A 16,271-nucleotide genomic window follows, 5' to 3' on the forward strand; every position below is an offset into this window, starting at 1 on the left:
ACGCAAGCACAGACACCTCAGTCGTCGCGCGTGGCCTCATTGCCGTCGGCTTTCTCGCACACGCCCAGCGCCCACAGCAGGAAGGCGTCCTGGCGCGCATTGTCACGCCACGCCTTGAAGCGACCCGAGGCACCGCCGTGGCCGGAGCTCATGTCGGTGCGCAGCAGGACCGGATGCGGCGTGCAGTCCATCTGGCGCAGACGCGCATAGAGCTTGGCCGGCTCCCAGTAGGGCACGCGGGTGTCATGCCAGCTGCCCTGCAGGAACAGCGGCGGATAGGGCGCGGCGCTCAGGTTGTCCAGCGGCGAATAGGCGCGGATGCGACGCCGCGCCTCGTTCTCGTGCGGGTTGCCCCACTCGGTGTATTCCGCGGTGGTCAGCGGCAGCTCCGGGTTTTCCATGGTGCGCAGCACATCGACGAAGGGCACATCGAGCACCGCGGCGCAGAAGGCCTCGGGACGCTTGTTGAGGCTGGCGCCGACCAGCAGGCCACCGGCGCTGGCACCGTAGGCGGCAATGCGATCCGCGGCCCCGACGCCTTGCTCGACCAGCGCATCACGCGCGGCGAGGAAGTCATTGAAGCTGTTTTCCTTGTGCTCCAGCTTGCCGGCCAGATACCAAGGCTCGCCACGGTCCCCGCCGCCACGCACGTGGGCGACCGCGAAGGCGACGCCACGCGTCAGCAGTTCCAGGCGGGCGATCGAGAACCAGGGGTCCAGTGTCTCGCCGTAGGCGCCATAGCCGTAGAGCAATACCGGCAGCGGGGCGTGAGGGTGGCCTGCGTCATCACACAGGTCGCGCCGCATGACCACCGAGACCGGCACCTGCTCACCATCGTCGGAGGTTGCCCACAGACGGCGGCTGATCAGCTGCTCGGGCGCGAGATCGCCATGCACGGTCTGACGCTTGAGCAGGCGGCGCTCACCCGTGTCGAGGTCCAGCTCGATCCAGCTCGGCGGCGTGGTGAAGCTTTCCTCGCGGATGCGCAGGCGGCGAGCGTCGAAATGCGGGCAGTCGCCCAGCCCCTGGCTCAGCGGTTGCTCCGGCATCGCCAGGCGTTCGTCGCGGCAGATCGTTTGTGTCGGCGCCGTGCCCTCGAATTCGATCACCCGCAGCCAGGCCTGGGCCTGACGGTGATCGCGTTCATCGACCATCAGCCCCCAGCTGAAGGCCTCGACGCCTTCCAGCGTCACCTCATCGCGGGTGGCGATCAGCGGCTGCCAGTCGCCGGGCGCATGCTCGGAGGCGATATCGAGCTGGAAGTGCGGCGCTTGCCTGTTGTGCAGCACATAGAAGTGGCCGGGGCGGTGATCGACACCGTACTCGACGCCGGTCTCGCGGGCGCGCACCAGGCGCATCTCACCCAGCGGAGTATCGGCCTTGAGCAACCAGGTCTCGCTGGTGTCCTTGGAGGCGGTCTCCAGAACCAGCCAGGCGCGTGAGCGGGTCTTGCCCATGCCGACCCAGAATTCGCTGTCTTCCTCGCGGTAGAGCAGCGTCTCGGCGCGGCTCGTGACATTCAGACACCAGATCTCGAAGGGGCGCTGGGTGCTGTCATAGCGCGTGAACAGCAGGTGCTGGCCGTCCTCGGCCCACACCAGGTCCGGCCCGATATTCTCCAGCAGGCACTCGTCATCGTGGCCGGCGTTGCGTGAGTCGCCATTCGCCGCGTTCAGTGTTGCAAGACGCAGGCTGAACACCTCGTCGCCGCTGGTGTCCAGAGTCCATGCCAGTTGCTGTTCATCCGGGGAGATGGCCATATCGCCCAGCTCGACGAAATCGTGATGGCGCGACAGGCTCTGCAGGTCCAGCAGGCATTCGTGCTGGCGGGTATCGGCGGGGTCGGCGCCGATCGCATGGCGCCACCAGACCGGGTAGTCGGCGTCAGCGGCGGTCTCGCTCCAATAGACGTAGTGATCCAGTGCCTCGGCCAGGCTTGAGACGGCCAGCTCGCGGCGCGCAAGATGGCCGTGATAGAGGGCGTCGCTCAGCGGCGCGAGCGGGGCGAACCAGCGATCGCTCTCGGCGTTGGCCGCCGTGAGAAAGGTGGTGACCTCTAGCGTGTCGCGTTGTTCAAGCCAGTGCCATTCGGGGTCATCGGCACGATAATGGCGCTGGACGGGGCTATCGGGCATGGCTACCTCTTGAAAGTGGGGTGCTCGAGTGTGTCGGGCGGGCATGGAGTGTAACATTGAGCCTGTCCCACAGCGTGCGCAAGCCCTTGCTTCATGGGAGGCATCGCCGCCGTGAGAGATGAATGCGCAGCCTCTGGTGCCACGCAACGTGTGGCCCCGATGATGGGATGACTCGATGGCTGAACTGAGGTGCCGGCTGCTTCTGCACAGGACAGGTACCCCTCAGAATGTCAGTCTCGACAGGATGTTATGACAGGAGTGAAGGGCATGATGATTTCCGATTCGCTGCCGCAGATGTGGCTGATCTATTTTGGCCTGGCGGCGGTAGTGCTGTTTACCGGCTATATGGCGGTGCGAATACTGCCGCGTTTCCTGCGCTGGATCCTCGTCGGCGGTATCGCCGGCATGATCGCCGTGCCGACCAGTTTTCACGTCACGGCCAGCGTCGCGGAAGATGCCTACACCGGCCTTGCACCGGCCATCGTGGCCTTTGCCGTCAGCGTGGTGCAGAAGGATGGTGGTGGCATGGCCTCGGCCTTCGGCATGCTGGTCCTGGGCATCGGGGTCGGCGTGGTGCTGGGCCTGGTGATCTGGTGGCTGGGACGCGGACGTGAACAGCGTCGCCGCGCCGCCCAGCAGCGCCGCGAGCCTCATGGCCACGAGCAGGAGGATGAGGAAGTGCGCGAGGGCCACGCCGCAGGCGCCAGCTTGCGTAGCGAGAAACGTGGCACCCCGGCACGTGCGTCGGCGCGTACCCGCGCAGGCCGTGACCGTCAGGAACCGTCGCTCTGATCGAGCGTCGTTCGATCAGCGCCAGCCGTGCATTGTCCGAGCGTGGACTAAGGATCTGTCATGCCCCGTGATGTAGCTGTCACTTCGTCTCTTGAGCCAGTCCGTTCACCAGGGCTTGCGTCCGGCTCTTCATCCGGCCCTCTAGCGAAGGGGGCGGGGGCGCGCTGGCTGGCGGCCCTGATGCTGGCGGGTATCAGCCTCGCGTCGCCCTCGGCCTTCGCCGAGCAGGCATCATCAGCGGAGAACCCCTCGGTCAGCGAGCCGGTGAGTGAGCCGGCAAATGAGTCGGCAAGCGAACAGGCTGAGCAGATGCCGTTCGTGGCCCGCGATGTCGCGAGTGACGCGAATGCTGCCAGTGGCTCGGCGCGCGACATTGCGCCTGACCTGCGCATGGCGATCGATGTCTCCGGCAGCATGAAGCATAACGACCCGACCAATCTGCGCGCCAGTGCGCTGGACCTGCTGGTCACCTTGCTGCCGGAGCGCTCGCGTGCGGGGCTGTGGGGCTTCGGTGAGCAGGTGCAGCCCCTGCTGGCACTGGGCGCGGTCGATGCGGGCTGGAAGCAGGCAGCCCGGGGGCTGGAAGGGCGGCTGGACGATTACGAGCAGTACACCGACCTCGAGGCGGGCCTGCGTGCCGCCGCCGAAGGCGCCGATGCGAGCATCGATGGCCAGGGGCCGCGTCAGGTCATTCTGCTCTCCGATGGCATGGTCGACCTGCGTGAGCCGAGCAGCGAGAAGGCCGCCTCGGACAGCGCCTCGCGTCAGCGCATCACCGATGAGCTGACGCCACAGCTGGCGGCGCACAACATCACGGTGCATACCGTCGCGCTGTCGCGCAATGCCGATATCGATCTGCTGCAGCAGGTCGCCGATGGCACCGGCGGGCTGGCGACGGTCGCCGAGACCCCGGAAGACCTGTTGCGTGCCTTCCTCGGGGCGCTCGACCGTATCGTGCCCGGCGAGCTGGTGCCGCTCGAGGACAAGCGCTTCACCATCGATGGCAGTGTCGAGGAATTCACGGCGCTGGTCTTCCATGGCCCCGATGACAGCGCGCCGGTATTGATCGCGCCGGATGGTCAGCGCTACTCGCTGGCCGACAAGGCGTCGTTGCCCGAGAGCGTGCGTTGGGAGCATCAGCCGCGCTATGACCTGATCACCGTGACCGACCCCGAGGCCGGGCAGTGGCGTATCGAAGGGCAGGTAGGCGTCGACAGTCGCATCACCGTGGTATCAGACCTGGCGCTGGTGTCGCGCCCGCTGCCCGCCACGCTGTATCGCGGCTTTGGCTATTCCCTCTCAGCCTCGCTGGTCGACGGCGCACGTGATGTCGCTGAGCAGGACTTTCTGGCGACGCTGGACGGCAATGCGCGTCTGGTGCCGGAAGACGAGGGTGGCATGTCAGCAGAAACGGCAGCCGTGACCAGCGCCCAGCAGCGTGGTCTTGAGCGTGACGGCGCGCAGTTCAGCGTCAACATGCCGCCGCCGCAGCAACCGGGTGGCGCTCGCCTGACGCTGACCATCGAGGGCCAGCGCGATGGCGCGCCCTTTGCACGTCAGTTGAGCCAGCGCACCAGCGTGGTCGACCCACTGCTGGTCGAGCCGATCGGTGGCAATGCGCAGAATGCGACGCCGCCGAGCGCGCTGGAGGTCAGCGCGCGTCATCCGTTGCTCAACACCGCCAACACCCAGCTGGACGCGACGCTGCAGGGCGAGCCGTTGAGTGTGGCGGAAGCGGGCGAGAGTCGTTGGCGTATCGAGCTACCGCCGCTGGAGCGTGACGTCAGTGCCGATGTGCAGATCAGCGCGCGCATCGCACTGGGCGGGAGCTCGCGGGTGATCGATCTGGCGCCCTATACCCTCAATGAGAATGCGGCGCGGCGTGCCGCCAATCTGGACCGCTCGCCCATCGAGGGTGAGTCCTTCGGTGAGATTCAGGGCCTGGATCAGGCGGTAGAGGAGAAGGAAGACCTCAATGATCTGCTGATGAAGGGCCGCCTGCCCATCGACAAGGTGCCTGCGTTGATCAGTCAGTGGTTCGAAGGAGCTTCGGACTTTGCCCAGCGTGAGGCAGAATCACCGCAAAGCCGCATGATCGCTTACGCCGTGGCCGGTGTGATCGGCCTGCTGGTAGTGATCATGTTGGTGCGTCGCATGACGCGCAAGCCGACTCAGCGGGAGGAGCCCCATGTGTGAACTGCTCGGCATGAGTGCCAATGTGCCGACCGATATCTGCTTCAGCTTCGCCGGTTTTCTGCAGCGAGGCGGGGGTACTGGTCCGCACCGCGATGGTTGGGGAATCGCCTTCTATGAAGAGGGCGGTTATCGCGAATTCCGTGACCCGCATCCGTCGGTGGATTCGCCCATCGCGCGCATGATTCTCGATTATCCGATCAAGTCGCAGATGGTCATCAGCCATATCCGTCAGGCCAATGTCGGCCAGGTGACGCTGGCCAATACCCACCCGTTCACGCGCGAGCTGTGGGGCCGGCAGTGGTGCTATGCCCACAATGGTCAGCTGGCGGACTGGCAGGCACTGCCCCTGCCGTACTACCGCCCGGTGGGCAGCACGGACAGCGAGCACGCTGCCTGCTTCCTGCTCGGCGAGATCCGGCGCGCCTTTCCGAATCCGCCGGCGCGGTGCGAAGACCTGTGGCGGCATCTGCACGCCCAGTGCGAGCGTCTGCGCGGGCTTGGCGTCTTCAATCTGCTGCTCTCCGACGGCGTGCATCTCTACGCCTACTGCTCCACCAAGCTGGCGCACATCACGCGCCGCGCGCCCTTCGGGCAGGCGAGCCTCACCGACTTCGAGATGAGCGTCGACTTCCAGCAGCACACCACCGATGCCGATGTGGTCTCGGTGATCGCCACCGATCCGCTGACCGACAACGAGCAGTGGCAGCGCCTGCTGCCGGGGCAGCTGGTGGTGTTCCGCGAAGGCGAGCTGGTCGCCAGTCTTGGCGGTGAGTTGCCGCTGAGCCAGGAAGAGCCAGGGCAGGAGCAGGCTGAGAGCGGGGCGGTCGATCGCACCGCCACCGCGCGCCGCAAGCCGGATTGGCTGGCTTCTGACTTGAGTTGCTGACGTTTGGCTGAGTCGCTGACGCTGAGCGATGGAGAAAGAGCTTGAATGCCGCAAACACGAAGGGCCGCAATCGCGGCCCTTCGTGTTTGCGGCTTTTGCCTGGTCAATGCGTGAGGCTCAGCCTTCGACGTCGTCGAACATGCCGGCGAACATCGGCGAGGACAGGTAGCGCTCGCCGCTGTCCGGCAGGATGACGACGATGGACTTGTCGGCGTAGGCGGGGTCTTCCGCCAGACGCAGCGCCGCGGTCATCGCCGCACCGCAGGAGATGCCGCACATGATGCCTTCTTCCTGCATGATGCGACGTGCCATGGCCATGGCGTCTTCACTGGCGACGGGCTCGACGCGGTCGATCAGCGCCAGGTCCAGGTTGTCGGGAATGAAGTTGGCACCGATGCCCTGGATCTTGTGCGGGGCAGGCGTGATCGACTCGCCCTGCATGCGCTGAGTGATGATGGCGGATTCCGCCGGCTCCACCGCTACGGCTTCGAGTGACTGGCCGCGCACCGTCTTGAAGTAGCGGGCGATGCCGCTGATGGTGCCGCCGGTACCGACGCCCGCCACCAGCACGTCCATCTCGCCATCCAGCGCGTCCCACAGCTCCGGGCCGGTGGATTCTTCGTGGATGCGCGGGTTGGCCGGGTTGGAGAACTGCTGCGGCAGGAAGTAGCGTTCCGGCTCGGCCTTCTGCAGCTCGCAGGCCTTGTCGATGGCGCCCTGCATGCCCTTGGCCGGGTCGGTCAGCACCAGGTTGGCGCCGAGGGATTTCAGCACCTTGCGGCGCTCCATGCTCATGGAGGAGGGCATGGTCAGGGTGACGGGGTAGCCACGCGCCGCGCCGACGAAGGCCAGCGCGATGCCGGTATTGCCGGAGGTCGGCTCGATGATTTCCATGCCCGGCTTGAGCACGCCGCGTTCCTCGGCGTCCCATACCATGCTGGCACCGATACGGCACTTGACCGAGAACGCCGGGTTGCGGGCTTCCACCTTGGCGTACAGGCGTGGATGGCTGCTGAGGCGGTTGATCTTGACCAGCGGCGTATTGCCGATGGCTTGCGAGTTGTCCTGATAGATCTTGGCCATACGAGGTCCTCTGGGTATCTGGCGGCTAGACAGCGAGCATGCCCGCTGCTTGAGTGAAGTGATGACGCTCAGCAGCGGCTGTCGCGACTGTATGAGCATAAGGTTAAGGGCTAGCCGAGCGCGACTCAAAGGCCTGAAGCGCATAACGACATGGCAAGGTTGGCAGTCGCCGCTAGTCTCTGACCAAGGTCGTACAAGAGTAGTGGTTTGATTTAACGACACATTTTCGGATGTGAACGATGGTTTCAATCGGTCGTTTTACATCATTGGCCTGACTGGTTAAGGTGAAGCGCGGCGGCCCTGGAGGTTCTTGCCGGGGTGTCGCCGGTGCGTTGCCGGCACCTGCGCGCGCGCTGTCGCGCCGTCCTTTTCCCCATCGCGCCGTCATTCATGTCATTGTTCACATGTGGGCGTGACGCCCTGATAACAACAAGTGCTGAATTCTCGCCTGTGGCTGCCAGTGAAAGACTCCGCGCCCGGCCACGATCCAGCAGACGAATGCAGTCATGGAGCCCAAGCCATGCATGATGCCAATCCTGCCAACGCCTCGGCAGACCCGGAAGCCGACAAGGCGTCTGATCACGCTGGCCCCGTGACCGGGGACGCCAACCTGATCGTCAGTGGTGAGCCGTTGTCCGGTCTCGAGGATTACCCCTCGATTCTCGAGGTCTTCGAGGCCAGCTGCGCCAACTATGCCGAGCGTCCGGCCTTCAGCTGCATGGACAAGACGCTCAGCTACGCCGATGTGGACTGCCTGTCGCGCAATTTCGCCGCCTGGCTGGAACACGAGACCGACCTTGAGCCCGGTGATCGCATTGCCATCCAGCTGCCGAACCTGCTGCAGTTCCCGGTGGCGGTATTTGGTGCGCTGCGCGCCGGTCTGGTGGTGGTCAACACCAACCCGCTCTACACCGAGCGCGAGATGCAGCACCAGTTCCATGACTCCGGCGCTCGCGCCATCGTGATTCTGGCCAACATGGCGGACAAGCTCGAGAAGGTGCTCAAACGCACGTCCATCGAGGAGGTCATCATCACCGAGATCGGTGATCTGCATGACTTCCCCAAGCGTCCGCTGATCAATCTGGCGGTGCGCTACGTCAAGAAGATGGTCCCGAAGTACCACCTGCCCGAGGCACACGGCCTGCGTGACGTGCTCAAGCGCGGGGCGGGGCTCTCGCACACGCGTGTCACGCGCCAGCCCGAGGACATCGCCGCGCTGCAGTACACCGGCGGTACCACCGGGGTCGCCAAGGGCACCATGCTGACCCACCGCAATCTGGTCGCCAACATGCTGCAGGCGCGCGGCGTGATCAGTGATGTGCTCAATGAAGGTCAGGAGGTGCTGATCGCGCCGCTGCCGGTCTATCACATCTATACCTTCACGGTGAATTGCCTCTACAGCATGGAGAGCGGCAACCACAGCGTGCTGATCACCAATCCGCGCGATATCGATGGCTTCATCAAGACGCTGGCCAGGACACCGTTCACCGCCTTCGTCGGCCTCAACACGCTGTTCTCGGCGCTATGTCAGCGTGATGACTTCAAGGCGCTGGACTTCTCGAGTCTCAAGCTGACCATCTCCGGCGGCATGGCGCTGACGCGCAGCGCGGCCGAACGCTGGGAAGCCGTCACCGGCTGCCCGATCGCCGAGGGCTACGGCATGACCGAGACCTCGCCCATCGTCAGCTTCAATCCGCCGCGCGAGCTGCAGCTGGGCACCATCGGCAAGCCGGTGCCGGGCACCGAGCTCAAGGTGGTGGATGCCGATGGCGTGACGCTGGGGCGCGATGCGCCGGGCGAGCTGTGCGTGCGCGGCCCCCAGGTGATGAAGGGCTACTGGCAGCGTGACGATGCCACGCGTGAGGCGATGGATGACAAGGGCTTCATCCGCACCGGCGATATCGCGGTCATCCAGCAAGATGACTTCGTGCGCATCGTCGATCGAAAGAAGGACATGATCATCGTCTCCGGCTTCAATGTGTTCCCCAACGAGATCGAGGACGTGGTCAGCGGCCATCCGGATATCGTCGAGGCGGCGGCAGTGGGCGTCCCGGACGAGCAGAGCGGCGAGGCGATCAAGCTGTTCGTGGTCTCAAGCAACCCGGACCTGGATCGCGACAGCCTGCGCAGCTGGTGCAAGGAGCAGCTGACCGGCTACAAGGTGCCGCGCTTCGTCGAATTCCGCGATGAACTGCCCAAGACCAACGTCGGCAAGGTGCTGCGTCGTGAGCTGCGCGACAGCGAAGAGAGCGCTGGCAATACGCCGCTACGCGAGCACTGAGGACAGTACTGAGGGCAGCGCTGAGCCGGCGGCATGGCAGGGGACTAGCACCGCCAAGGTTGGGCGCGGCTACGCGCAGGGCTACAATGGACGGCCCGTCACTTGTTGACGGGCCGTTTTGTCATTCAGGTGTCATGGCTTGCTGCCTCGTGCAGGCGAGCGTGAGGCTGAATTCCCGAGAGTTTCCGGCTGCGCGCGTGGCGTGTGGTCGCTGGTTGAGAAGAGGCAGTCCTTGAGCGACACCGCTACCGCACCGTCCGAACATGCGCGTCTTGAAGCCCTCGCGGCTCGCCTTGAACGCGCCCTGAGCCGTGATCAGCGCGAGCTGGGCAAGCGCCTGGCTGGCCTGCGGCGGCGTCTCAAGGAAGGCAAGCCGGTCGATCGTGCCATCAACGATATCGAGAGCCGCCTGGAGGCGAGCATCGCCCAGCGCGCCGCCCGCGAGACGGCACTGGCACGCTGGCAGACCCCCGCCGCGCTCAACTATCCGCCGGAACTGCCGGTGGTGGAGCGTCGCGAAGACATCCTCGCCGCGCTTGCCGAGCATCAGATCGTGGTGGTCGCCGGTGAGACAGGCTCGGGCAAGACCACCCAGCTGCCCAAGCTGTGTCTGGAGATGGGGCTGGGACGCAACGGCCTGATCGGCCACACCCAGCCACGCCGTCTGGCGGCGCGCTCGGTGGCGGCGCGTCTGGCCGAGGAGCTCGAGACGACACTCGGCGAGACGGTCGGGTATCAGGTGCGCTTCAACGACACCACCGGCCCGTCGACGCTGATCAAGCTGATGACCGACGGTATCCTGCTGGCGGAAACCCAGCATGACCCGGACCTGAGCCGCTACGAGGCGATCATCATCGATGAGGCCCACGAGCGCAGTCTGAACATCGACTTCCTGCTCGGTTACCTCAAGCGTCTCACCGCGCGCCGTCCGGACCTCAAGATCATCATCACCTCGGCGACCATCGACGTGGAGCGCTTCAGTCAGCACTTCGCGGCCCAGGATGGCACGCCGGCGCCCATCGTCTCGGTCAGCGGGCGCAACTTCCCGGTCGAGACCCAGTACCTGCCGCTGGTGCGCGATGCCGAGGATGAGGAAGACCTCAGCCTGCAGGAAGGCATCCTGCGCGCGGTGGAAGAGCTGTCGGTGATCGAGCGCGAGAAGGGCTGGATGCAGGGCCCGCGTGACGTGTTGATCTTTCTGCCCGGCGAGCGCGAGATCCGCGCCACCGCGGACACCCTGCGTCGCGCCCAGCTGCGTGATACCGAGGTGCTGCCGCTGTACGCGCGACTCTCGAACGAAGAGCAGAACCGCGTCTTCCAGCCGCATCGTGGCCGCCGCATCGTGCTGGCCACCAATGTCGCCGAGACATCGCTGACCGTGCCGGGCATCCGCTACGTGATCGACCCGGGCCTGGTGCGCATCAGCCGCTACAGCTATCGCTCCAAGATCCAGCGTCTGCCGGTGGAGCCGATCAGCCAGGCCAGCGCCAATCAGCGCAAGGGCCGCTGCGGGCGTATCGCCGAAGGCCTGTGCATCCGCCTCTACAGCGAGGAGGACTTCCTCGCGCGCCCGGAATACACCGAGCCGGAAATCCAGCGCACCAACCTGGCCTCGGTGATCCTGTCGATGCTGTCGCTCAAGCTCGGCGATATCGAGAAGTTTCCCTTCGTCGATGCGCCGGATTCGCGCTTCGTCACCGATGGCTTCCGCCTGCTGCGCGAACTGGGCGCGGTGGATGAACACAACCGTCTGAGCCGTGATGGCCGCACCCTGGCGCGTCTGCCCATCGACCCGCGTCTGGCGCGCATGGTGCTTGAGGGCGCCACGCGCGGCTGTCTGCGTGAAGTGCTGATCATCGTCAGTGCGCTGTCGATCCAGGACCCGCGCGAGCGCCCCGCCGACAAGCGCCAGCAGGCCGATCAGATCCACCACGAGTGGGATGACGACAACTCCGACTTCGTCAGCTGGCTGAATCTGTGGGAAGGCTTCGAACTGGCGCGTGATGCCTTGGGTGCCAACCCGCTGCGCCGCTGGTGCAAGGCGCGCTTCCTCAATTATCTGCGCCTGCGCGAGTGGCATGACACCTTCCGTCAGCTCAAGCAGCTGACGCGCGACCTGGGGCTGGAGATGACCAGCGCCCAGCACGAGCGCGACGCCGAGGCGCAGGCCGAGGTCACCGCGCGGGTACTGGCCTCACCGGGACAGGGCCGCCGCCCGTCGGTGGCCATCGATCACGAGTCACTGCATCGCGCGCTGCTGACCGGGCTGCTCTCCAATCTCGGCCTCAAGCAGGAAAACCGCGAGTATCTCGGCGCGCGCAACCGACGCTTCTTCGTTCACCCGGGCTCCGGTGTGGCCAAGAAGTCGCCCAAGTGGGTGATGGCGGCCGAGATGGTCGAGACCACCAAGCTCTACGCGCGTCAGGTCGCGGCGATCAAGCCCGAGTGGGTCGAGCCGCTGGCCGAGCATCTGGTCAAGCGCAGCTACAGCGAGCCGCACTGGGAGATGAAACGTGCCCAGGTGGTCGCCAGTGAGCAGGTGACCCTGTTCGGGCTGCCCATCGTCACCGCGCGCAAGGTGCATTACGGCCCGCTGGCGCCGGAAGAGTCCCGCGAGCTGTTCATTCGCCGTGCGCTGGTCGAGGGCGAATTCCAGACCCGTGCGCCGTTCTTCGCCCACAATCGCGGCCTGATGGATGAGGTCGGTGAGCTTGAGGACCGCGCGCGCAAGCGGGACATCCTCGTCGACGAAGAGACGCTGTTCGCCTTCTATGCCGAGCGGATTCCGGAAGGCATCTACAACGGGCGCAGCTTCGACAAGTGGCGCAAGGAGGCTGAGCGCGACAACCCCGATGTCCTGCATCTGAATCTCGATGACCTGATGGCGCGCGACGCCGAGGAAGTCACCGTCGCGCGCTACCCCGAACAGCTGCATCACAACAGCGTCGCCTACCCGCTGAGCTATCACTTCGCGCCCGGTGCGGTGGATGACGGCGTGACGATGATCGTACCGGCGGCGATGCTCTCGCAGCTGCCGCGCTATCGCATCGAATGGCTGGTGCCGGGGCTGTTGCGTGACAAGGCCATCGCGCTGATGAAGTCGCTGCCCAAGCAGTACCGCAAGCAGGTGGTGCCGATTCCCAACTGGGTCGATGCCGCACTTGAGGCGCTGACCCCGGACGACGTGCCGCTGACCGATGCGCTGGCCGAGTTCATGCGCATCAAGACTGGCCTGCGCCTGCCGCAGGATGCCTGGGCGCCCGAAACGCTGGAACCGCACCTGAAGATGAACCTGCGCATCGTCGATCAGGACGGCAAGGTGCTGGGCGAAGGGCGTGATCTCGAAGCGCTGGAGGCTCGCTTCAAGGACTCGGCCGCGGCCGCCGCGCGGGCGATGGCCAGCCGCAGTCGTGAAGCCGACAGCGAAGTGCTGGAAGATCTGCCGGAGACGCCGATCGCCACCTCGCACAGCACCACCCAGGCGGGCATCCGCGTCGAGGCCTACCCGGCGCTGGTGGTGAAGGCGGCGGCGCCTGCCGACAGCGGCATGAGCGCCAAGCAGCGCAAGCTGGCGCGCAAGACCGGCAAGAACAGCGCGCCGTCCAGCCATGCGCCTGCCAGCGCGACGGCTCAGGTCGAGCAGAATCTGAGCGTGGAGCTGTTCGATCATCCGGCCAAGGCCGCCGCCGCGCACCGTGATGGCATCACGCGCCTGGCGATGGCACGCCTGCCGGACCAGGTGCGCTATCTGGACCGTGACCTCAAGGCGCTGGAGCGCTGTGCGCTGCTGTTCGCCAAGGTCGGCACGCGTCGCCAGCTGGCGGATGACTTCATCTACAGCGTCTTCGAGCAGGTGATGGCCGTCGAGCCGCTGCCGCGTTCACGTAGCGAACTGCAGGCGCGTCTCGATGACAAGCGGGCCGAGCTGGTGCCGCACGCCGAGGCGCTGCTCAAGCCGCTGGAAGCCGCACTCAAGCAGCATCTGGAGCTTTCCAAGCGCCTCAAGGGCAAGATCGACTTCTCGATGGCGCTGGTGGTGGCTGATCTCAAGGCCCAGCAGGCGCGCCTGATCACGCCGGGCTTCATTCAGGCCTCCGGTGAATGGTTGCATCAGCTGCCGCGCTATGTGGAGGCGATGCTGATCCGTCTCGACAAGGCGCCGCGTGAGCGCATGCGCGACCAGCGTGACATGGAGGAGGTCAAGGGCTTCGAATCCCGTCTTGATGCCCGCCTGAGCAAGGCGCGCGAGCAGGGGCTGCCGGATGCGGAGCTGGAAGAGTTCGGCTGGTGGCTGCAGGAACTGCGCGTCTCGCTGTTTGCCCAGCAGCTTGGCACCCTGGAGACCGTCTCCGCCAAGCGCCTCGAGAAGCGCTGGCAGGAGCTGATGGCGCGCCGCTGATGTCCTGAGGCTGGGCTCTGCCCTGGCTGGAGCTCTGTCCTGGCTGAAGCTCTGCCTTGTCTGGGCCATTCCAGGGCGCTGTGCGTGGCATCAGGGGCTTGCGTGACCGGTACGTGGAGGCGTGCCGCGGCGGGATGGCCCAAGCTGCAGACAGGAATTGCTGTTTAAGCATTCACTGTGATCGCCCGACAAATGTTGACTCGGGCGTCTGGAATCGCCGAGACAGCGTACACTGAACATGGGGCATGACGACGCGGCGCCGGGTCGTGCCCCGCTCAATTCTGGTGATATCCCGCGGGATAGCACTGTCAGGAGTGGATGCATGCCAAACAATGACAATGATCACGCTGCCGATACGCAACACGCCAACGCCGGTCAGTCCATGAGCGCCAGCGGCAATCATCGCGTACTGATCACCGGCAGCGGGCTCTACACGCCGCCCAATGCCATCAGCAACGAGGCATTGGTGGCGTCCTTCAATGCCTGGGTGGCGGCGGACAATGCCGCCAATGCCGACGCCATCGCACGTGGTGAGCGAGAGGCGCGCACCGAGTCCAGCGCCGAATTCATCGTCAAGGCCTCGGGTATCCACAGCCGCTACGTGCTGGATGCCGAGGGCATTCTCGATCCGGAGCGCATGCGCCCACGCCTGCCGGCGCGCGCCAATGACCAGCCCTCGGTGCAGTGCGAGATGGGCGTGGCGGCCGCGCGTGAAGCGCTGGCGGCGGCGGGCGTCAACGCCGCGGACCTGGATCTGGTCATCGTGGCCTGTTCCAACCTCGAGCGCCCCTATCCGGCGGTGGCGGTGGAACTGCAGGCCGCGCTTGATGCCGGTGGCTATGCCTTCGACATGAACGTGGCGTGCAGCTCCGCCACCTTCGGCATCGAGACCGCCGCCAACGCGATTCGCAGCGGCAGTGCCAGGCGTGTGCTGATGGTCAATCCGGAGATCTGCAGTGCGCATCTCAACTTCCGCGACCGTGACAGCCACTTCATCTTCGGGGATGCTTGCACGGCCGTGGTGCTGGAAGCGGCGGATGTCGCCACGCGCACCGATGGCTTCGAGGTGCTCGGCACGCGCCTGGTGACGCGCTTCTCCAACGCGATACGCAACAATTTCGGCTTCCTCAATCGCACGGCAGTGCTTGAGGACGACGTGGCATCCGCGATGACACTCGACAGCGCAAGCCATCGTGTAAAGGCCGATGACAAGCTGTTCATCCAGGAAGGGCGTCGTGTCTTCCGTGAGGTCTGCCCGATGGTGGCCGAGCTGATCACCACCCATCTGGGCGAGATCGAGGCAGACGGCGGTGATCTTGATCGCATGTGGCTGCACCAGGCCAACCGCCACATGAACGACATGATCGCGCGACGTGTGCTCGGGCGTGACCCGTCGAGCGAGGAGGCGCCGATCATTCTCGATCGCTACGCCAATACCAGCTCCGCGGGCTCGGTGATCGCCTTCCACCTCCATCACGCTGATCTGGCGCCGGGGAGCCTGGGGGTATTGTGTTCTTTCGGGGCAGGCTACAGTGCCGGCAGCGTGCTCCTGAAACGCTGCGGTTGAAGCAGGACATTGCGCGAATCCACGTGGCCTGTGCTGGCTCTTGGCGGGCGCGGAACGTATAAAGAAGACCGGACCTGACAGCCAGGGATGTGGCAAGGACCGCTGCAGGAATCCAATAGACTTACAGGTGACAAGATGCACACGATCAAGACTTCCCTGCCGGCACTGCTGGCCATGTCCCTGCTGGCGGGTTGCGCCAGTACCGGAGACAGCGAGCCGAACCCTCAGGACCCCTGGGAGGGCTTCAACCGTAACGTCTATACCTTCAATGACACCCTGGACCGCTATGCCCTCAAGCCGGTCGCGCAGGGCTATGACTATGTGACGCCGGAGCTGGTACAGGATGGCGTGGGCAACTTCTTCTCCAATCTGGGAGAGGTCCGCACCATGTTCAACTCGGTGCTGCAGTGGAAGTGGGCCAATGCCGGTGTCTCCACCGGCCGTCTGCTGCTCAACTCCACCGTCGGCATCGGCGGCCTGTTCGATCCGGCCAGCGAGCTTGGCTGGACAGTGGACGAGGAAGACTTCGGTCAGACGCTTGCCGTCTGGGGTGCAGGGCAGGGGCCGTATCTCGTGCTGCCGCTGTTCGGTCCGAGTACCGTGCGTGATACCGCGGGCATGCCGGTGGATTACTTCGCTGATCCCGTCAACTACGTCGAAGACGACAAGGTGCGTTACGGCCTGAAGGCGCTGGATCTGGTCGATACCCGTGCCGGTCTGCTCGAGCAGGAGAAGCTGATCCAGGGCGATCGTTACAGCTTCATTCGTGATGCCTACCTGCAGCGCCGCAACTTCGAGATCAACGATGGCAAGTTGGGCGATGATCCCTTCGCCAGCGACAGCTTCGATGATGCCGATCTCGACGGTGCCTTCGCACCGGAAGACGACAGCCAGTAACGCGTCACCCGCAGCAGGCGACCGGTACCGTGAAG

9 protein-coding genes are annotated in these 16,271 nt (G+C 65.2%); 7 read left to right on the top strand and 2 right to left on the bottom strand.

The genetic code is table 11. The annotated features are described in order from the left end of the window. Positions 1-17: 17 nt before the first annotated feature. Complete coding sequence (locus R1T44_RS04280; protein ID WP_317292655.1) at positions 18-2,135, bottom strand: S9 family peptidase; 2,118 nt, start codon at positions 2,133-2,135, stop codon at positions 18-20. Between the two features lie 267 nt (positions 2,136-2,402). On the opposite strand from R1T44_RS04280, the gene R1T44_RS04285 reads away from it, so the two are divergent. Genes R1T44_RS04285 through R1T44_RS04295 form a run of 3 tightly spaced genes read left to right on the top strand, consistent with a single transcriptional unit; the run spans position 2,403 to position 6,009 of the window. Continuing rightward, positions 2,403-2,927, top strand: coding sequence for a hypothetical protein (locus R1T44_RS04285; RefSeq protein WP_317292656.1), 525 nt, complete (start codon positions 2,403-2,405; stop codon positions 2,925-2,927). A 60-nt stretch (positions 2,928-2,987) separates the two neighbouring features. Continuing rightward, positions 2,988-5,123 carry a vWA domain-containing protein gene (locus R1T44_RS04290; protein WP_317292657.1) on the top strand — a complete coding sequence of 712 codons (2,136 nt, stop codon included), beginning with the start codon at positions 2,988-2,990 and terminating at the stop codon, positions 5,121-5,123. Next, positions 5,116-6,009: a class II glutamine amidotransferase gene (locus R1T44_RS04295; protein WP_225347544.1), complete on the top strand. Its 894-nt coding sequence runs from the start codon at positions 5,116-5,118 to the stop codon at positions 6,007-6,009. Before R1T44_RS04290 ends, R1T44_RS04295 begins: the two co-directional genes overlap by 8 nt. A 117-nt stretch (positions 6,010-6,126) precedes the next feature. Here R1T44_RS04295 and cysK read toward each other — a convergent pair whose 3' ends face one another. Next, positions 6,127-7,092, bottom strand: coding sequence for a cysteine synthase A (gene cysK, locus R1T44_RS04300; RefSeq protein WP_317292658.1), 966 nt, complete (start codon positions 7,090-7,092; stop codon positions 6,127-6,129). A gap of 520 nt (positions 7,093-7,612) precedes the next feature. On the opposite strand from cysK, the gene R1T44_RS04305 reads away from it, so the two are divergent. The 4 genes from R1T44_RS04305 (at position 7,613) to R1T44_RS04320 (ending at position 16,236) form a co-directional block, all read left to right on the top strand. Beyond that, positions 7,613-9,373 (top strand): AMP-binding protein, encoded by a 1,761-nt coding sequence (locus R1T44_RS04305; RefSeq protein ID WP_317292659.1) that lies wholly within the window; start codon positions 7,613-7,615, stop codon positions 9,371-9,373. Between the two features lie 232 nt (positions 9,374-9,605). Continuing rightward, complete coding sequence (gene hrpA, locus R1T44_RS04310; RefSeq protein ID WP_317292660.1) at positions 9,606-13,772, top strand: ATP-dependent RNA helicase HrpA; 4,167 nt, start codon at positions 9,606-9,608, stop codon at positions 13,770-13,772. Positions 13,773-14,154: 382 nt separating this feature from the next. Continuing rightward, positions 14,155-15,339, top strand: a complete 1,185-nt coding sequence (locus R1T44_RS04315; protein ID WP_317292921.1) for a beta-ketoacyl-ACP synthase III — start codon at positions 14,155-14,157, stop codon at positions 15,337-15,339. 135 nt (positions 15,340-15,474) lie between these two features. Continuing rightward, positions 15,475-16,236, top strand: coding sequence for an MlaA family lipoprotein (locus tag R1T44_RS04320; RefSeq protein WP_107335497.1), 762 nt, complete (start codon positions 15,475-15,477; stop codon positions 16,234-16,236). The last annotated feature ends 35 nt before the right edge of the window (positions 16,237-16,271 follow it).

It is taken from the genome of Cobetia amphilecti, assembly GCF_032923285.1.
GTDB classification, from domain to species: Bacteria; Pseudomonadota; Gammaproteobacteria; order Pseudomonadales; family Halomonadaceae; genus Cobetia; species Cobetia amphilecti.